We start from the raw sequence: 17,699 nt of genomic DNA on the forward strand, positions 1-17,699 counted from the left end.
CCAATATTTATTTTGTAGGGAAACTAATTTGTGCGATCAGGCCGCCTTCACTGCGATTTCGGATGATCACCGAGCCAGAATGTTGGCTGACAATACGCTTTACAATAGCCAGCCCTAACCCTGTCCCCTCACTACCGCGAGCCGTATCACCGCGTGTAAACGGTTCAAACAACTTCGCAATTTGTGAAGGCTCGATCCCTGGACCATTGTCTTCGACACACACCCACACCAATTGCTTGTCCGCCGTTGTGCCCGTACTGACTTTTACCCAGCCATTTCCATAACGCAACGCATTGACCACCAAGTTACTCACAGCGCGCTTGATAGCAATCGGACTGCCTTTCGCGGTTGGTATGTTCGCGTTCAAATCCGTCTCAATTTCTACTTCATAACCGCCCTCCGAAGTCGCGACATCACTAGTGATCGTATTGATGTCCACTTGCTCAAACGACTCTTTATTGACGGGTTTGAGGTAATCCATAAACTGACTGATGATTTCGTTACACTCTTCCGTATCGCTAATGATCCCCTCCGCCAAATAGCTGTCTTCTGGTGACATCATTTCTGTCGCAAGACGGATTCGAGTCAATGGCGTACGTAAATCGTGACTGATCCCTGCCATTAAAAGTGCTCTATCTTCTTCCAGTTCTTGGATACCTTTCGACATTTGATTAAATGCCCGAGTCACAGAACGGATCTCTGACGCTCCTTTTTCTGGTAATGGTGGTGGGATTTCCCCTCGCCCAACCCCTTTTGCCGCTTTCTCTAATTCGATTAACGGACGGTTTTGCAAACGAATGAATAACCAACCGCCCGCGATGATCAGTAGCGCCATCATCAAACTATTACGAAATAGCGGAGCAAAATCTTCTTCTTGCAGTTCAGACAGAGGAACTCGAATGATGGAATTTGGCAACTCGTCGATGCGCATCCATAAAATGTAGCTTTCACTGCCCAGTAACAATCGTACTTCAGTCGGAGAGCCAAGCTCTTGGCTCATTTCTTCCGACATTAAATCGATCGACATGGCGTGATTGAATTCATCCATCATTTCGCTATCAACGCTATGAACCGTCACACCCAAATTTTCAAGCAATTGATGGCGTAATGGCGCATCCGATTTCAATAAACCGTCTTCATCAAGCACCAAATTTAATTCATGAGCGAGTATTTTGTTGAACTGTTGCAGGCTTGGCATCAGCGCATAGTTAAAAACGGCGTAATAAGAAAAGACTTGGCTAGCAAGAAGCAAAGAGACAAACAGTAGAATGGATTGTGTAAATGAACTTCGGATTCGCATGGGGAGTCCCTAATAGAGCGCTCCTGATGGAGAGCCTTAATCGCGAGGTTTCCGTCCCTCTCGTCAAAAGAGTAAACTGCGAAAGAGCGGAGTGTGAATAACCGAGTACCGGTCGATAACATTGCCCAGTAAGTAAAACACCCAAGCGACGAAAGAATCGAACATCATTCATCATTGTCGTGGCTTGGGCATATACTTGGCATGTAAACGTGATTACGCTTCTTTGCCGTCTGGAACGAAGACGTAACCTAAGCCCCACACAGTTTGAATATAGCGTGGTTTACTTGGATCATCTTCTAACATGCGGCGTAGACGAGAAATCTGGACGTCAATAGAACGCTCCATTGCTGAGTACTCACGACCACGAGCCATGTTCATCAACTTATCGCGTGACATTGGCTCACGAGCATTCGTAACCAAGGCTTTAAGTACCGCAAATTCACCTGAAGTCAGTGGCATTGCCTCTTCACCGCGGAACATCTCACGAGTGCCTAGATTCAGACGAAATTCACCAAACTCAACCACTTTCTCTTCCGTGCTTGGCGCGCCCGGCAGTTCAACCGTTTGACGGCGCAGTACCGCTTTAATTCGAGCCAAAAGCTCACGCGGGTTAAACGGCTTTGGTAGGTAATCATCTGCGCCGACCTCAAGACCCACAATGCGGTCTACTTCATCACCTTTTGCTGTCAGCATAAGAATTGGCAACATGTTGTTCGCATGACGTAGACGTCGACAAATCGAAAGTCCATCCTCACCCGGCAACATTAAGTCCAAAACCATAAGGTGGAAGTTTTCACGAGTCAGAAGACGGTCCATCTGTTCGCCGTTAGCTACACTTCTCACCTGAAAACCTTGCTCAGAAAGGTAACGCTCCAACAGCGCACGTAAACGAGCATCGTCATCGACCACTAATATTTTATGATTTTCCTGCATTGAAACATCCTTTCAAAGGCATCTGTTGTCAAAAATGTATCACTGTTTTTTCAAACGTGCTTGTGCAAATTGTTACTCTTTTTATCTTAAACACGCTTTTGATGAATAATTTCGACGCCGACCATCAAATTTCTCACACTCACAAGAATTTACAGTCAACTAGCTTCAAGGCTAATATGATGAATAGAATCCCAAAATAGCTGATGTCTCTCTGATGAAAACCAATCTAATTACCCGTGAGGGCTACAATCGCCTAAAAACCGAGCTCGATTTTTTATGGCGAGAAGAACGACCTGAAGTCACCAAAAAAGTCACTTGGGCGGCAAGTTTGGGCGACCGAAGTGAAAATGCGGATTATCAGTATAATAAAAAACGTCTTCGTGAAATTGACCGTCGAGTCAGGTATTTACGAAAACGCCTCGAACAAGTAAAAGTCGTGGATTTCGATCCTCAGCAAGAGGGCAAAGTCTTTTTTGGCGCTTGGGTAGAAATTGAAAACGAAGCGGGCGATGTGAAAAGCTTCCGCATCGTTGGACCCGATGAAATCTATGGCGATGCAAAAGGTTACATTTCGATTGATTCCCCGATGGCACGCGCACTACTAAAAAAAGAAGTCGATGACGAGTTCAGCGTAAAAACGCCCGAGGGCTTTAAAGAATGGTTTATAAATAGCATTCGCTATCAAGCCGAAGAACAGTAATTCGTCTGAGCCGATAGTTTTATCGCGGATGCACACCAAAAAGATATAAAAATAAACCATAGAAAAAACCGCATTCTCAGATGCGGTTTTTGTGTTTTAGCAAAGATGTATTCGTTCAGAAAGAACCTCTGCCGTGTAATTACTCTTCGTAATCCGGCTTTTCAGTCACGATGTAGTTGGTATCACTGGCAACGACCGCACCATGTTTCAAAAAGTTCTTACCCAAAATCATACTGTAATGAAAACGGCTACGGTCTTGTAAATTAACGCGAATTTTCTTCTCTAATTCACCCAATTTTACGTGCATCTCGACCACCGGGCGCTCATTGGCTTTCTCGCCTTTTTTCGCGGTAATACGCATCACATCGACCACAGGTTTGGTGAACGCTTTTTTCATGCCAGCGTCGTTTTCATAGTTAAAGCTCACCATCTTTTTACCGTCTTTTTCAAACTGTTTGATGTTTTGTGCATTAATGGAACTCACATCAGCGCCAGTGTCCAATTTGACTGGGAAAGAAAGCCCCTCCACTTCAGCCACTTCAATGTGCCCCGCCTTGAAAAGCGGCTGTGCATCCAACAAATGATCCGCACGTGTATTCAGCAATACGCCCCCTTTGGCCATGTTATGACCAAATACGAAAAACGGTTGCTGCTGGTCTTTTTCCAACAAATCAATGGCAAACTTAACTGAGGTTTCTTTATCACCCAAGATAAAGTCGCCCTCAACAACAGGGCGAACAGCATCGCCAACCTTAAGTTTCTTAAGCACTGGCTTCGTAATTTTCTCTTCTTTGCCATTACTTGTTGGTAAGTAGAACGTTACCACCTCTTTTTTGTCTTTTGTCGTTAACTCAAAGCCATTTACTCGAAGTAATGGGGTTTTGACCGTAAACGTTGGATACGCAGGCAGGCTGTAGCCATCAATATTCACCGACTCTTGAGGTGAAATCACCAATGGCTTCGATTTCAAAGCATTCTTAAAAGATTTCTCGACCCCACCGAGTAAATTTTCTCTATCGGTATCAATCACAAAGTGTTGACTCGCAACGTCTTTCCCTAAGCGAATCTGCGAACTAAAGCCGCTACGGTCTCGCAAGTAAACCAACCATTGTTGAGTCTCGGTTTCACTCACTTTTACTGGGAGGTACACCAATGGTCGCTCACCCTTGCTGGTTTTCAGCATTCGGATCAATGGCAGCGTCATTGAATGGCGCTTGCCATTTTCCCCCTCCAAGGTAAAAGAAACTTGCTGCTTCTTTTTATCGACCTTGATATTGAGTGCATGAACGTTGGTATAGCGGCTAGATGTCGATATGCTCACTTTGTAAGGGAGCCCCTCGATACTCACCGTTTCTTTTTTACCAATCATCTGGGCGTTGGGTTGCTCTTGCAAATAGTCATAACCTGCAAACACCCATGCGTTGTTATCGAGGTACGTCTTACCAATCAAAACTGGGGCAGAAAATTGCGTACGCTTAGTAAGATTCACCACGGTATCAACGGTGTGGCCGGCAATGGTCATTGGCATTTTGACAGTTGGGCGCAAAATTGGTTTTTCACTGGTACGGCTGCGAATGGCACTGATACGGTCTAAATCATCGGTGATTTTGACCTCTTCCCCAGTGTAAGGGTGATGAAGAGTAAAGCTCACGGTCACTTGATACGGCTTGAAACTTTCCGCCGTCCACTTTGCGTTGGTTCCGCCTAGATCGTCGACAATCGCCCACATCAATTTGTCATCTTTTAGTTCTTTGTACTCTGGGTTGGAACTGGTCACGTGAATATTGTCAGCGTGCATTGACGTGGTATCTGCGCCCGTATCGATTTTCCCAATAAAAGGCACATCACTTAATTCCGGAATATCACTGTAGTGCACACTTTCGACACGACCTAAAACCGGCTTGTCATCAAGTTGGTAGATAGGTGCTTGCGTTGTAGCAGAAAGAGACTGAGACCAAGCTAAGGGGGTCGCTAGTAAAGCACTTGAAAGCGCCAGAGCCAAAGACATTTTCTTCATCATGATTTTCCGTATGAGCTAAGGTAAGGAGTTAGTCGACAAACCAACGCATAAGTTTCGAATTTAATTACAGTTTTGACACAAACCTGACTGATGTCCACCAGCACTCGGTAAATTTTTGTGAAGCGCCATTAAAACATTGCAAATTCTACCAATGGCCCCAATGTTCTATACATAACCAATACCCAAACAAAATGAAAGAGAAGACACGGATGAGCCAAGCTATCTGTCGCATGATTGCTCAAGAGCTGAATGTTCGCCCTGAGCAAGTTAATGCTGCTGTAACCCTGATCGATGACGGTAACACAGTCCCATTTATTGCCCGTTACCGTAAAGAAGTAACGGGTGGTCTTGATGATACCCAATTGCGTACACTAGACAGCCGCCTGTCTTACCTTCGCGAGTTAGACGACCGCCGTCAAACCATCCTAAAATCCATTCAAGAACAGGGCAAACTCACCGCTGAGTTAGAACAAGCTATCACGCAAGCAGACAGCAAAACTCGCTTAGAAGACCTGTACTTACCATACAAACCAAAACGTCGCACGAAAGGTCAAATTGCAATTGAAGCAGGCCTAGAACCGTTAGCTGACATCCTGTGGAATCACCCTCAAACGGAACCAGAAAACGAAGCAAGCAAATACCTGAATGCCGATAATGGCGTGGCCGATACTAAAGCAGCGCTTGATGGCGCACGCGCGATCATCATGGAACGCATCGCTGAAGACGCAAACCTGCTTGAGAAGATCCGTAACCACCTAAACCGTAATGCAGAAATGGTTGCTCGAGTGGTTGAGGGCAAAGAGAACGACGGTGAGAAGTTTAAAGATTACTTCAACCACAACGAACCGCTAAGCAAAGTACCATCGCACCGCGCACTGGCGATGCTACGTGGTCGTAACGAGGGCTTTCTGACATTGGCAATGAATGCCGATCCAGAACAGGAAAATGGCGTACGTCAGTCTTACTGCGAAACCATCATCGCCGACCACTACGGCGTGACCCTAAGTAGCGCGCCTGCAGATACGTGGCGTAAACAAGTGATCAGCTGGGCTTGGCGCATTAAAGTCTCCATGCACATGGAAACCGAATTGATGGGCGCAATGAAAGAGCGCGCTGAAATCGAGGCGATTGAAGTCTTCGCTACCAACCTAAAAGACTTGCTGATGGCAGCACCTGCAGGCCCTCGTGCAACGCTTGGCCTCGATCCGGGTCTGCGTACTGGTTCAAAAATCGCTATTGTTGATCCTACTGGTAAAGTGCTTGCGACCGAAACCATTTACCCTCACCCACCACAAAAACAATACGACAAATCTGCGCAAGTCGTTGACCAACTTGTTCGCAAGTACAACGTCGATTTGATCGCGATCGGTAACGGTACGGCTTCACGCGAAACCGACAGTTTCGTGGCCGATGTGATCAAACGTGGCAATCTGAAAGTACAGAAAATCATCGTCAGTGAAGCGGGTGCATCGGTTTACTCAGCCTCTGAGTTAGCAGCAAAAGAGTTCCCGAACATGGACGTATCTTTGCGTGGCGCGGTGTCTATTGCACGTCGCCTACAAGATCCGCTGGCTGAGCTTGTAAAAATCGATCCAAAATCGATCGGGGTGGGTCAATACCAGCATGACGTGAGCCAATCAATGCTAGCAAAACGCCTAGATGCCATTGTGGAAGACTGTGTAAACGCTGTTGGTGTTGATGTGAATACCGCCTCTGCAGCACTGCTCACTCGCGTTGCGGGCTTGTCCAGTACCATCGCACAAAACATTGTCGACTTCCGTGATGAAAACGGCCGCTTCGACGCTCGTACCACACTGAAAAAAGTGCCTCGTTTAGGCCCTAAAGCATTTGAACAGTGTGCGGGTTTCCTACGTATTATGGATGGCAAGAACCCTCTTGATGCTTCAGCCGTTCACCCAGAAGCTTACCCAGTGGTAAAAGCGATTTCTGAAAAAAACAGCAAAGACATCAAAGCGTTGATCGGTGATTCGAGCTTCCTAAAAAGCCTACACGCAATCGACTACACCAATGATAACTTTGGTTTACCGACCGTGACGGACATCATTAAAGAACTCGACAAGCCAGGCCGAGATCCTCGTCCTGAGTTTAAAACCGCAACATTTGCGGAGGGCGTTAACGCTGTATCAGATTTAGAACCCGGCATGATTCTAGAAGGCGTGGTCTCCAACGTGGCTAACTTTGGTGCTTTCGTCGATATCGGTGTTCACCAAGATGGGCTTGTACACATTTCTGCGCTCACTGACCGCTTTGTTTCAGATCCTCGTGAAGTAGTAAAAGCCGGTGATATCGTCAAAGTTAAAGTCATGGAAGTGGACGTTCAGCGTAAGCGCATTGCGTTAACCATGCGTTTGAACGACGAGCCTGGTCAAGACAACCGCAGTCAACGTTCGGAGACACCGCGTCGTAATGACCAACAACGTCGCCAACAACCTCGTCGTGATGAGTCTTCATCAAACAACGCCATGGGTGGGGCATTTGCGGCCGCTTTTGCGAAAGCGAAAAAGTGATCTCGTAAAAAAACAACCTCGTAAAAAATAACCTCGCTAAGATTTAGTACTCAGATTCAAAAGAGTACAGAGTAAAAAAAACGCTCCAATCAGTTTAACCTGCTTGGAGCGTTTTTATTTGGATCGCTTCATAGTACTGCTATCACTTCAGATGGAGTATGGGGCGCGACGGCATGACCATAATGAAACTTAATCACCTTCCTGCGCTTTTCCATCACCCCCTCTTTGATCGCTGCATCCAAAATACGCTTAGGTAACCGAAAGCGAATCGTGTAGCCCTTTCCCTGCTCCTCGCTATAAGACTTGAGCGCGAGTAAACCAAACAAACGCGCTAACGTATCCTCTGGTTCTTCGTGATAATGACTATCGACATCCGGATCGATTTCATAATCAGGATGATCAGATGGATCCCAAGAGGATTGTCGACGTCGTTTCTCATCACTCGTCACTTTGCGCTCGGCATTGGTTTTCGCCAATGCAACCGTCGGCGTGATAGGTTCTCGAACTTTATTTTCACGAGCAACTTGCTCGGTCTGCACATTCACGGATGGTGCGATCAATGGCACACTAATGTTGGCCGGTGACACAATCATTGCGAACCCTCCTGAGCGTCGCCCAACTCGTCAATACAGCAAACGCTTCCCACAAGAAGAGTGTGCTAAAACTTGTATCGACCAATTTTTAAGCAGCTTTAGCGCTTTTATTGGCTCCAATTTTTAAACGCTAAGCTGCAAACTCTCGCACCCGAAGACAAAACGCATCATGCTCAGTCATAAAGGGCGCATGAGAGGACTGTTCGAACACAAACTGTTGCGTGTTTGGGAGTTGTTCACTCAAATCAGAGGCCACTTTGATAGGCACTAATCCATCGAGTCTGCCGTAAAGACGCAGCATCGGCATAGAAAGGCCATGTAATGCATCACGCAAATCAACATCCGCAAGAATGTTCAATCCCACGAGCAAAGAGTCTGGATTCGGTTGCGGTCGAGACAAGACAGCTTGCTTTAATTGCTTCACGTCTTTGCGCGCCGATGGACTGCCCATGGCTTGCAGTGCCATAAAGCGCTCGATCGTGACAGAGAAATCTTCCAGTAATTGGGAGGTAAAAGCCGTCAAAACGTTCGGCTGAATACCGCGCCAAGGACGCTCAGCCGCAAATTTCGGCGAACTGGCGACAGTGATTAGCTTACTGACACGTTCCGGAGCGTTAAGGGCAATATGCGTTGCAACTAAACCACCTAACGACCAGCCCAACCACACTGCTCTGTCTGGAGCGTTGCTCAGAACCATATCGGCAATTTGAGCTAAACTTTCCGCGTGGTAGGCCGCGCTGTGACCATAACCGGGTAAATCAACGATGTGAACACGAAAATAAGGTTCAAGTGACGTTACTGTCTGTTCCCAGATAGCACCATTCATCCCCCAACCATGCAACAACACCAAATCTGGCCCTTGGCCAAACGACTGCCAGTGTAAATTCGTGCTCATGCTCTCAGTCTCTCCCACTTATTCTATGCCTTAGTATTCCGCTCAAGCGTTAATCTGATGTCAATCTAACCTTGAATGGATTGTATGTTATCTCATCAATGGCAAAACATCATGCACCGTGTGTTGGGCAGTCAATGTGGTTTATGTCGATTTCCAATTAACGCCTATCAAGCGACCAATCCACTACGCTGGTGCGAGCACTGTTTTGCTCAACTTAACCCCATACAACGTTGCGCTCGGTGCGGTTTATCGATGACAAATGAGCAGGCTGTTACCACCGTTCTTGCTTCTACTAAACAAGCGAATCAAATCAACCAAACGACTCAAATAGACCAAGCTAAAATACCCTGTGGGGCATGCCTGCGCGATCCCCCGCCATGGCAGCGCTTGTTCACGCTTGGTGATTATGACTTCCCACTCTCAGCCCAAGTTCAACGATTTAAAGACGACGGTGAACCTTGGCACGTTAATGCACTCACTCAATTACTTGCACAACGAATTGAGCATCCCGCGCCAGTTATCACCTGCGTTCCACTGCATTGGCAACGGTACCTAAAGCGAGGTTTCAATCAAAGCCATACTCTTGCAAGATACTTAGCAAACCACCTTGAGGTAAGGTTTGAACCAAACGTGTTTAAACGCATCAAAAGTGCTCCATCACAACGGGGGCATAAGAAAAGCAACCGGGAGCAGAATTTGAAAGGTGCATTTGCGCTAAAAGGTAAAGTGCGCGATTCTCATGTCGCAATTGTTGATGATGTCGTCACAACGGGCAGTACCGTCCGACAATTATGTGATTTACTACTTGAAGTCGGTGTAGAAAGCATCGATATTTACTGCATCTGCAGAACTCCTGCCCCTGGCTCACTCTAGATCGCTTCGCCATGTCTTAGCATCAAAAAGACTAGACCGAGACGCCAACAGGAGTAGAATAGCAGTAATAGCCTACAAAATTACTCAGGTATTCGTCGTGTCAAATATTACTATTACAGAAACTGCGCAAACACACTTCGCCAACCTTTTAGGCCAACAGCCTGAAGGCACAAACATCCGTGTTTTTGTTGTGAATCCAGGAACCCAAAATGCAGAGTGTGGCGTATCTTACTGCCCACCTGAAGCCGTAGAAGCAACCGATACTGAAATCACATTCAGTGGTTTTTCGGCATTCATTGATGAGCTTAGCCTACCGTTTTTAGAAGATGCAGAGATCGACTTCGCAACAGATAAAATGGGCACTCAACTGACTCTTAAAGCGCCAAACGCAAAAATGCGTAAAGTGGCGGACGACGCGCCTCTTGTTGAGCGTGTTGAGTATGTCATCCAAACTCAAGTGAACCCGCAACTTGCTGGTCACGGTGGCCACGTTAACCTTGTAGAAATCACTGAAGATGGCATCGCAATCGTCGCATTCGGTGGCGGTTGTAACGGCTGTTCAATGGTGGACGTGACACTAAAAGAAGGCATCGAGAAAGAACTATTAAACCAATTTGTTGGCGAGCTAACTGCGGTTCGCGATGCTACAGAGCATGATCGTGGCGATCACTCTTACTACTAAGTTCGACTGATACTCGAACTTTACTTATATCAACGACAAATGGGAGGCAGATGCCTCCCATTTTTGTTTTCAAACCAATAATGAGCCATTATCACGCTAGAAACTCAAGCGTTCTTCTCATATATTAGGTTCTCCCCCCACTTGCCAATGACATTAGGAGTCAGCGTTATGTCGAAAAGGACACCACCAGAAATATTGTCTTGCGAGACAGTTGCAAAATCAAAACTGTTTGCAGTGGAAGCCCTCGACCTTCGCTTTTCCAATGGCGAACTTCGCACCTATGAACGAATGAAACCCAGTGGACGCGATGCCGTCATGGTTGTCCCGGTGACGGAACAAGGCGATCTCCTACTGGTACGCGAATACGCGGCGGGAACGGAACGCTACGAATTGGGTTTTCCAAAGGGATTAATTGACGCGGGTGAAACACCAGAACAAGCAGCAGATCGAGAGCTCAAAGAAGAAATTGGCTTTGGTGCTCAACACTTAGTTCCATTAAAACGCGTAATCCTCGCCCCTTCTTACTTTTCTAGCAAAATGACGCTATTTTTGGGACAAGGACTGTATCCTGAACAAATGCAAGGCGACGAGCCTGAGCCACTCGAAATCGTACGTTGGCCTCTCGCTCAGGCAGAAGAGCTTTTAACGCACTTGGACTTTTGTGAAGCAAGAAGCATCACCGCGTTGATGTTGGCACTAAAACACTTACAAAACACCACTCGCAACCCATAAAGATCTCTAAATAATCCAGAGTTCAAAAATTGATAAAAAATGGCGAGAAAGGACCACGACCTATGCCAATGACCAAAGATTTATCTCACCTGCTTCCGCAAGTCATCGAAATTGCGCGTAGCGCAGGACAATTGATTTTAGACATCTACGAAAAAAAACAGTACGAAGCCTACACAAAAAGTGACGAAACCCCAGTCACTAGTGCCGATATTGCTGCACATAAGTTGATTACTGAGCGCCTAAGTGAATTAACACCGGACATTCCCGTACTTTCTGAAGAGGCGGCTGACATTAGCTTAGAGCAACGTGAAAAGTGGGAGCGCAACTGGTTAGTCGACCCCCTTGATGGCACACAAGAGTTCATCGCACGCAGCGGAGACTTTGCCACGATCATTGCATTGATTGATAACAACAAGCCAACCATGGGGGTCGTCTACGGCCCTGTCTCGGGTGTAACTTATTACGCATACAGCGGAAAAGGGGCTTGGAAAATTCCAGATATGTCCGAAAGTGTAAAAATCTATACGCACAAGCATGAGCAACCGGGACAGAACATTGCGATTGCCATTAGCCGACGCCAAGACATTAATCGCATTACCAGTCGCATGAGCAGTGCTTGGAATTATGATTTGATTCCACTCGGTTCGGCAGCACTCAAAGCCTGCCTAGTTGCAGAGGGTGCCGTGGACTGTTATTTACGTTTAGGTCCAACAGGTGAATGGGACACCGCTGCCACTCAATGTATTGTCGAAGAGGCTGGCGGACGCATACTCAGTACGCAGTTGGAGCCTCTTTCATACAACGAACGTGAGACACTTGAGAACCCCAATTTTATTGTTTTAGGTGATGCCGACTTACCTTGGCATGAGATCCTGCAAGAAAAAGATTAAGCTCGAATACCCATCACATTAAGTAAACGACGAACGTTAGCGTTGAAAAATCACAAAGGCTACGAATCCATTTCGTGGCCTTTCTTTTTATCACGTGTACAGCGTTAGGAGCATTTAGCCTATCATGAACTAAATGCTGATTTAGCTGTACACTCCCCTACTATATTATTAAAAATCATAGTATTAGATAACAGCTCAATGCTCAGTTGAACTTTTTGTACAGCGAATAGATGGTTTGGCCTACTATGATCTAAAACCTATCTTGCTTAAGAAAGAGAGACTCCATAATCAAAAAGGGGCGCAAAAAAAAGAGGCGATAAAACGAATATCACGCATAAAACAAAAAGAGCCGCACACTGGCAGCTCTTTGGTGATGTGATGGATACCAAATTTGGCTAAAATCGACCTTGGTAATTAAACTCGTATTGACCTTGAGCATTCGGATTACCTAGCCATTTTAGTTGGTCACTCATCCCCGATGGAAACTCTGCGCCTGGCTTGAACCAGGCTTTTGTTGAATAGCGCTGATTTGGTTGTAACTCTGCAGAAAACGCTGCGGATACTTGCTTACTTTGCTGCTCACCCGATGCTATCAGCACACTGTCTTTACAATTTAGGTCCGCAATCACAGGGCCAAGGTCAAGACTGCCTAACGGACTTTGAATGCCACTCGCACTCCATACTAATGTGCCCTCACCAGTTTTACACCACGGTGCGGCATAAGACGCATGACGAATATTCAGCTCTAGTTGACCATCCACACCAACAGGTACAGGCAATCGAGCTTGCTCCACGACTTTTTCCGCAGGCATAGACGCCACCAAATTTTCTGCGTAGGGACCACCTGCTAGGCTATAACCCACAAAGCCTTTGCCACGTACATCCATATCGCTACCGCGACCAAAACGCACAGCAAATTCCACTTTACCGGTAAACAAACGAGATAATTGAAAGTCCCAATTCACTTCACCTAAGTTCTGGCGCTGCCACATCACATTCGATGCTTGGCCTTGCCAAACCGTACCTTGAGCACCTTGAATTTCCAAACCTCTCACTTTTGGTGCTTGTTGGAGAACCCAAGAGACGGGCAAACCTGCAATCAAACTTGCAGAGAAGAAGGTGATAAAAATCACTACGTAAAGAACGACTCGCTTCACCTTAACCTCGCTTAAATTGCAAGCGATTCACATCAATCATGCCAGCTTGCTCTGTTCGGTCGATATCAAGAAATTCCACCTCAATACCTTGTTGTTCTTTTAAGTAACGCAGCCAATCTACCATTTGGTTAAATGCTAAAGGCTTGATCCATACTTGCACACTCTCGTTGCGCGGTTGCACTCGGATAAGCTCAACTTTATAGCGACGAGCAGACGAAGAAACAATCTGGTTAAGTGGCTGATTGGAAAAACTCACACCACCGCTTTTGCGTAGTGCGGTAATATCATCCGCTTTATTTTGTACCCAATTCAACAACTGCTTTTCACTTGAGATTCGCGATTGTGCTAATTCGGCACGTTGACTCATAGGTTGCAAGACACCCCAATAAATGATGCCTACAACCGCAATGGCCCCACAACCCAACACTAAACGCTGTTCTCGCTGTGAGATGCCGCTCCACCATGCTTGAATCGGAGAAATTAAATTCTTCATCATCACCTCACAGACGCTTTAATACAAAGCTACCCATCACAACATTGCCGTTGCGGTTGAGTTGACCTTGTTCAACATTAAATTTTTCTGCTAATTTCACACGCGCTTGCTCAAATGGTTGGAAATCAGAGCTTGTTGCTTGAATGCGAACTTCACCACGTTGACCATCATATTTAAAACTCGTCACTTGCAGATCTTTCACCTGCCCTAACGCAGATGGTAAAGCGGCAAGCCAAGGCAACATCGCTTGCTCACTGGCTCCGCCCGATAAGCGACGCTCTTCATCCGTCATTTGACGCTTTAAGTAGCTCACCGTTGGAATACGATTCTTGCCCGGGAATACTTGACGGAAAATACGTTCACTCTCTTCACGATACGCCTCAGCTTGCGCTTCGTACTTATGGACCATTAAGAGTTGTTGAGCCACAAGTACAACCAGCAACACACTCGCTGCGATCGCGGTTTTCTGCCATACCTTAACGTATTTGCCCAGAGACGACTTTGGCTTAAATGCCCCCGTCAAAATGTTGGTCTTCGTCTCAGCCACTCCTTTCGCCAGCAGTTCCATGGTCATTTCTTCAGGTTTCGCGACCCAAACATCTGCCATAGAAGTCTCTGGTAAAGAGCTATAACTATTGAGTTTCCACTCTGGTTTATTCTGTCGATAAGCCGACAGATACAAATCTAACCACGAGCTATCGACCACCGCACCTTGCGTTTGAGAATGGCGGATCAGCCACTGATCACCAAGTAATACCGCCGTACTGCTATCCTCTTCACAAGGCAGAGCCAACACATCAGGCAAAATTCGCTTAATCACAATGCCTTGAGTGGAAAAACGCTGCAAAATGGTTTGGATCCAAGCTCGCTCGACAGCACACACTTGTGCCTTATCGGCTTGCTTATCGAATACGGTGAAATGCAGACTATCCACATCTTGTGCGACTTCATCCTCCACCAAATAAGGCAACATACTGTCAAACTGACGAGCAGCACCCGGTGGGATATCTAACTCCGTAAGGACAACATCATTGCTTGCAAGCAGGGCTATCACTTGTCGCAGCTCAGCATATGCTGCCAGCTCATCCAAATGTTCCCACCCGGCGATTTCACCGCTGGCAATCACTTCTTGCTGTTGTGTCGACCACACCAACCATGGAATGGTACTTTGTTGTTCGCTACTCAGCCGAACGGTCAGAAACTCGCTCACTGATTCCTCCAAAACGACGGCGAACGACAGTCACCGTTTCTCTATTCGTACTTTGCAAAAGACTTCGGATACGAACTCGGGATTCATCCACCAGCACTTGTGCATCTAATTCAAAATAAGCGCTATCGACACTCAAATAGCCTTTTGCATTTTTCTTTACATCATCACTTAAGCCAGCTAATTCTGACTCAGCTAAAAATTCATCAACGCTATCCCAACCATCAAAAGGTCGCTTTTCTATCAACTGGACAGCATCGCTATTATTCAAGCCAGGGGTAAACATCGCCACCAAAATGGGGGCTTGTTCGACCTCGATGGTATTCACGTTTAAACGCCAATCATCGGTAGGAATCGCGCACACTAATGGCGCAATCTTTTGATAAATATCGCCAGACACCTGATAAATCGCACGCAACTCACTAACATCTGCCATCAAGCCATTTGGTGGCAAATAAGCGGGTTTCATCGCTTCATAAGTGCTATCTTCGACCCCAGTAGTTGAACGAACGGTATTGTCGCTATCTACATATTCCCACGCAGAATCCGCGATCACTTCAGCCTGATAAGGTTCGACATCCGCCTCTTCTAACATACGTTGAAGCACTTGAACCAAATACGGTCGAGTCGTTTGTTCACCGGCTGGCTGCACACTCGCTAGCACATTGAGGTTGTAGCATGCCTGCTTATCAATAATCTTACCTGAGGCTTGACCATAATCGAGAGGATACACCTGCTCTTTTATTGCCCAAGGTTGGCTAAGATTAATGGTATCGCTGTCTTTGTAGCTCTGTTCGATACCCACTTTTGCCAAGGCTTCTACCCCTAGGCTATACCAATAAGCTTGTTGATAGTTGATCTGGTTTGAACCGCGCTGAAACTGCAAAAACAATCGTTCGGACATACTTGCTGCAATGGTTGCCATAATGGCTAACAGCATAAGGACAATGATCAAAGCGACGCCGCGCTGACGTTTAGCCATTGCTGTCTCCTGAAGCGTTGTTACCTCCTGCAGAGCCGTTACTAGAAGCATCATCGCTGTTGCTCGAGCTTAACTTGCCATCCGGTGTTAAGTACGTTCGTGTGATCTCGCCATAATCTTTAAGGTCTAAGATCACCGATACGGCCTTTGGAAGCTCACGATTCTTCGCCCAATTTTTTTGCCAAGATTTGCCATCATAAAAACGCATATCAAAGCTTTCGACTTGAGTGAGCAGTGGTGTCACCAATCCCTCTTGACCGACTGGCGTATCTGGATAGCGCCACCATATACGTTGCAACACATTGTCTTTGAGGCGATAACCCACTTTCGTTACCTCTCCTCGCGGAAATTGTTGTTGAGGGTTATGCCACCCCAAACGCGAAAACATTACGCCTTTTGCATCCGAATCCAACAGATAATCGGACCAAAAAATCAGCTGGCTTGATGGTTCTTCACCGTTAGTGCGCATTTGGCGCATCGCCATCTGACGAAAGTCGTTATCCATCATCACCATCGCCCTTTGAAGCTCATTCAAGCGTTGAGTGCGTTCTTGTGAGAGCATATTGCTGCGCTGCACTTGAGACACCACTTGATACGCAGCGACACTCAAACTGGCAAATATGGCGATCGAGACCAACACCTCTATCAGCGTAAAACCGCTTTGCTTTGAACGTGTTGGGTGGCAGTGCATCAAGCGTTTCGTTTTACTGCGCCACATAACTTCTCACTGTAACCACTGGGCTTGTGTTTTTTGCTGTCGCGACACTGACATCAAATGCTTTCAGCAATGGCTGCGCGGTGGCAACGGGTGTGACTTTCCAATACCAAGTGCGGCCCGCAAGCTCTTCTGTACCGTTTTTTGCTTTTAGCTTTTCGGTAGCAAGCATCACGTTAGCCATTTGGTTATCCACAACCATAGCTGCAAACATTTTTTCTTCTAAATAACTGATGGTATTAATGTGCTGACTCACAGAGCGAATCACACTGATCGCTGCGGTGGCAAAAATAGCGAGTGCAACAAGCACCTCAAGCAACGTCATACCTCGTGTTTTGCGGTACGATTTACCAATACGGTGTAGGTTAGAATCTCGTATTGTCATCGTCTTCCGCTTCTTCTCCTGGCGCTAACAACTTAATTTCGCCAGTTTCTTTACCAATTATTCGCCAACCATCATTCAATGTATCACCATTTTCAGGGAAGAAAGACAGCGTAAAAGGCGTCAGCTCCGCACTAGAAAAAACAAACACTTGTGGTGGTTTTACTTTTTTGTTTTTTTCGTCGTCTTCCTCGGCAAACATGTCTTCATCAAACAAAGATCCCGGTTCAAACAAACGATTATCATCATCCCAAGCTCCGCCCCCCAGCTCTAACTGCAAAGCGATATCATCTTCTAACTTGGTTTCACTCGGAATTTGCTTTAATTCGAGAGGCTGCCAACCATCTTGAGTCAAACTCAACAACACATAGGTTGATTTCGCTTCATCAACACGAACGCCAAAATCTTTGCCACTCAATACGGCTTCTTCATTCAACAGCTGCAAACGTTGAAAAAAGCTTTGAGCGTACTGTTTGGAAAGGTCTTTCTGGCTTGTCGGTAAGGTTGTGATCACCGCTACCGCGGTAAGGGATAACAAAACCAGCACCAATAGAATTTCTATTAATGTAAAACCGTGATGTTTTTGCATTTGCTTCATTAGTGCTGGTTTGTCATCA

At 46.3% G+C, this 17,699-nt stretch carries 18 protein-coding genes; 6 read left to right on the forward strand and 12 right to left on the reverse strand.

The genetic code is table 11. The annotated features are described in order from the left end of the window. Nucleotides 1–7: 7 nt before the first annotated feature. Both envZ and ompR read right to left on the reverse strand, forming a co-directional pair. On the reverse strand, nucleotides 8–1,300 hold the full coding sequence (envZ, locus tag KHN78_RS06965) for a two-component system sensor histidine kinase EnvZ (RefSeq protein ID WP_128812000.1): 1,293 nt from the start codon (nucleotides 1,298–1,300) through the stop codon (nucleotides 8–10). 213 nt (nucleotides 1,301–1,513) lie between these two features. Beyond that, nucleotides 1,514–2,233, reverse strand: a complete 720-nt coding sequence (ompR, locus tag KHN78_RS06970; protein WP_045460431.1) for a two-component system response regulator OmpR — start codon at nucleotides 2,231–2,233, stop codon at nucleotides 1,514–1,516. 214 nt (nucleotides 2,234–2,447) lie between these two features. Here ompR and greB point away from each other — a divergent pair, with 214 nt between their 5' ends. Further along, nucleotides 2,448–2,933, forward strand: a complete 486-nt coding sequence (gene greB / locus KHN78_RS06975) for a transcription elongation factor GreB (RefSeq protein WP_211915587.1) — start codon at nucleotides 2,448–2,450, stop codon at nucleotides 2,931–2,933. A 139-nt stretch (nucleotides 2,934–3,072) separates the two neighbouring features. Here greB and KHN78_RS06980 read toward each other — a convergent pair whose 3' ends face one another. Beyond that, complete coding sequence (locus KHN78_RS06980) at nucleotides 3,073–4,953, reverse strand: RimK/LysX family protein (protein WP_211915588.1); 1,881 nt, start codon at nucleotides 4,951–4,953, stop codon at nucleotides 3,073–3,075. 209 nt (nucleotides 4,954–5,162) lie between these two features. Here KHN78_RS06980 and KHN78_RS06985 point away from each other — a divergent pair, with 209 nt between their 5' ends. Beyond that, a complete protein-coding gene (locus KHN78_RS06985; protein WP_211915589.1) occupies nucleotides 5,163–7,481 on the forward strand; it encodes a Tex family protein in 2,319 nt (772 codons plus the stop codon). 128 nt (nucleotides 7,482–7,609) lie between these two features. On the opposite strand, the gene KHN78_RS06990 is transcribed toward KHN78_RS06985, so the two are convergent. Further along, nucleotides 7,610–8,074 (reverse strand): ATP-dependent Lon protease, encoded by a 465-nt coding sequence (locus KHN78_RS06990; protein WP_128812006.1) that lies wholly within the window; start codon nucleotides 8,072–8,074, stop codon nucleotides 7,610–7,612. 130 nt (nucleotides 8,075–8,204) lie between these two features. Continuing rightward, nucleotides 8,205–8,969 (reverse strand): pimeloyl-ACP methyl ester esterase BioH, encoded by a 765-nt coding sequence (gene bioH / locus KHN78_RS06995; protein WP_211915590.1) that lies wholly within the window; start codon nucleotides 8,967–8,969, stop codon nucleotides 8,205–8,207. 84 nt (nucleotides 8,970–9,053) lie between these two features. Between bioH and KHN78_RS07000 the strand changes: the two genes are divergently transcribed. The 4 genes from KHN78_RS07000 to cysQ all read left to right on the forward strand — a co-directional run bounded on the left by KHN78_RS07000 (nucleotide 9,054) and on the right by cysQ (nucleotide 12,146). After that, entirely contained in the window at nucleotides 9,054–9,842 is a 789-nt protein-coding gene (locus KHN78_RS07000) for a ComF family protein (RefSeq protein ID WP_211915591.1), read from the forward strand. 97 nt (nucleotides 9,843–9,939) lie between these two features. Then, nucleotides 9,940–10,524 carry a Fe-S biogenesis protein NfuA gene (gene nfuA / locus KHN78_RS07005; protein ID WP_211915592.1) on the forward strand — a complete coding sequence of 195 codons (585 nt, stop codon included), beginning with the start codon at nucleotides 9,940–9,942 and terminating at the stop codon, nucleotides 10,522–10,524. A 168-nt stretch (nucleotides 10,525–10,692) separates the two neighbouring features. Next, nucleotides 10,693–11,256: an ADP compounds hydrolase NudE gene (nudE, locus tag KHN78_RS07010; RefSeq protein ID WP_211915593.1), complete on the forward strand. Its 564-nt coding sequence runs from the start codon at nucleotides 10,693–10,695 to the stop codon at nucleotides 11,254–11,256. Between the two features lie 62 nt (nucleotides 11,257–11,318). Continuing rightward, on the forward strand, nucleotides 11,319–12,146 hold the full coding sequence (gene cysQ / locus KHN78_RS07015; protein WP_211915594.1) for a 3'(2'),5'-bisphosphate nucleotidase CysQ: 828 nt from the start codon (nucleotides 11,319–11,321) through the stop codon (nucleotides 12,144–12,146). A 395-nt stretch (nucleotides 12,147–12,541) separates the two neighbouring features. Here cysQ and KHN78_RS07020 read toward each other — a convergent pair whose 3' ends face one another. From KHN78_RS07020 to KHN78_RS07050, 7 genes are read right to left on the reverse strand one after another with little or no spacing between them, the layout of a single operon-like run. Next, nucleotides 12,542–13,303 (reverse strand): type II secretion system protein N, encoded by a 762-nt coding sequence (locus KHN78_RS07020; protein ID WP_211915595.1) that lies wholly within the window; start codon nucleotides 13,301–13,303, stop codon nucleotides 12,542–12,544. Between the two features lies 1 nt (nucleotide 13,304). Next, nucleotides 13,305–13,796: a type II secretion system protein M gene (locus KHN78_RS07025; RefSeq protein ID WP_211916521.1), complete on the reverse strand. Its 492-nt coding sequence runs from the start codon at nucleotides 13,794–13,796 to the stop codon at nucleotides 13,305–13,307. Nucleotides 13,797–13,803: 7 nt separating this feature from the next. After that, entirely contained in the window at nucleotides 13,804–15,006 is a 1,203-nt protein-coding gene (gspL, locus tag KHN78_RS07030) for a type II secretion system protein GspL (protein WP_211915596.1), read from the reverse strand. Continuing rightward, nucleotides 14,975–15,985, reverse strand: a complete 1,011-nt coding sequence (gspK, locus tag KHN78_RS07035) for a type II secretion system minor pseudopilin GspK (protein ID WP_211915597.1) — start codon at nucleotides 15,983–15,985, stop codon at nucleotides 14,975–14,977. Before gspK ends, gspL begins: the two co-directional genes overlap by 32 nt. Further along, a complete protein-coding gene (gene gspJ, locus KHN78_RS07040) occupies nucleotides 15,978–16,703 on the reverse strand; it encodes a type II secretion system minor pseudopilin GspJ (protein ID WP_211915598.1) in 726 nt (241 codons plus the stop codon). The genes gspK and gspJ overlap by 8 nt, the downstream gene beginning before the upstream one ends. Then, nucleotides 16,690–17,085, reverse strand: a complete 396-nt coding sequence (gene gspI, locus KHN78_RS07045) for a type II secretion system minor pseudopilin GspI (RefSeq protein ID WP_211915599.1) — start codon at nucleotides 17,083–17,085, stop codon at nucleotides 16,690–16,692. Before gspI ends, gspJ begins: the two co-directional genes overlap by 14 nt. Next, entirely contained in the window at nucleotides 17,066–17,671 is a 606-nt protein-coding gene (locus KHN78_RS07050; RefSeq protein WP_211915600.1) for a GspH/FimT family pseudopilin, read from the reverse strand. Before KHN78_RS07050 ends, gspI begins: the two co-directional genes overlap by 20 nt. Nucleotides 17,672–17,699: the final 28 nt, after the last annotated feature.

The sequence above is a fragment of the Vibrio sp. B1REV9 genome (genome assembly GCF_905175395.2).
GTDB lineage: Bacteria > Pseudomonadota > Gammaproteobacteria > Enterobacterales > Vibrionaceae > Vibrio > Vibrio alfacsensis.

What these genes read in the sequence shown, in the direction of transcription:
- envZ (WP_128812000.1), bottom strand. Translation starts at nt 1,300, where the DNA reads ATGCGAATCCGAAGTTCATTTACACAATCCATTCTACTGTTTGTCTCT.
- ompR (WP_045460431.1), bottom strand. Translation starts at nt 2,233, where the DNA reads ATGCAGGAAAATCATAAAATATTAGTGGTCGATGACGATGCTCGTTTA.
- greB (WP_211915587.1), top strand. Translation starts at nt 2,448, where the DNA reads ATGAAAACCAATCTAATTACCCGTGAGGGCTACAATCGCCTAAAAACC.
- KHN78_RS06980 (WP_211915588.1), bottom strand. Translation starts at nt 4,953, where the DNA reads ATGATGAAGAAAATGTCTTTGGCTCTGGCGCTTTCAAGTGCTTTACTA.
- KHN78_RS06985 (WP_211915589.1), top strand. Translation starts at nt 5,163, where the DNA reads ATGAGCCAAGCTATCTGTCGCATGATTGCTCAAGAGCTGAATGTTCGC.
- KHN78_RS06990 (WP_128812006.1), bottom strand. Translation starts at nt 8,074, where the DNA reads ATGATTGTGTCACCGGCCAACATTAGTGTGCCATTGATCGCACCATCC.
- bioH (WP_211915590.1), bottom strand. Translation starts at nt 8,969, where the DNA reads ATGAGCACGAATTTACACTGGCAGTCGTTTGGCCAAGGGCCAGATTTG.
- KHN78_RS07000 (WP_211915591.1), top strand. Translation starts at nt 9,054, where the DNA reads ATGTTATCTCATCAATGGCAAAACATCATGCACCGTGTGTTGGGCAGT.
- nudE (WP_211915593.1), top strand. Translation starts at nt 10,693, where the DNA reads ATGTCGAAAAGGACACCACCAGAAATATTGTCTTGCGAGACAGTTGCA.
- cysQ (WP_211915594.1), top strand. Translation starts at nt 11,319, where the DNA reads ATGCCAATGACCAAAGATTTATCTCACCTGCTTCCGCAAGTCATCGAA.
- KHN78_RS07025 (WP_211916521.1), bottom strand. Translation starts at nt 13,796, where the DNA reads ATGAAGAATTTAATTTCTCCGATTCAAGCATGGTGGAGCGGCATCTCA.
- gspK (WP_211915597.1), bottom strand. Translation starts at nt 15,985, where the DNA reads ATGGCTAAACGTCAGCGCGGCGTCGCTTTGATCATTGTCCTTATGCTG.
- gspJ (WP_211915598.1), bottom strand. Translation starts at nt 16,703, where the DNA reads ATGTGGCGCAGTAAAACGAAACGCTTGATGCACTGCCACCCAACACGT.
- gspI (WP_211915599.1), bottom strand. Translation starts at nt 17,085, where the DNA reads ATGACAATACGAGATTCTAACCTACACCGTATTGGTAAATCGTACCGC.
- KHN78_RS07050 (WP_211915600.1), bottom strand. Translation starts at nt 17,671, where the DNA reads ATGCAAAAACATCACGGTTTTACATTAATAGAAATTCTATTGGTGCTG.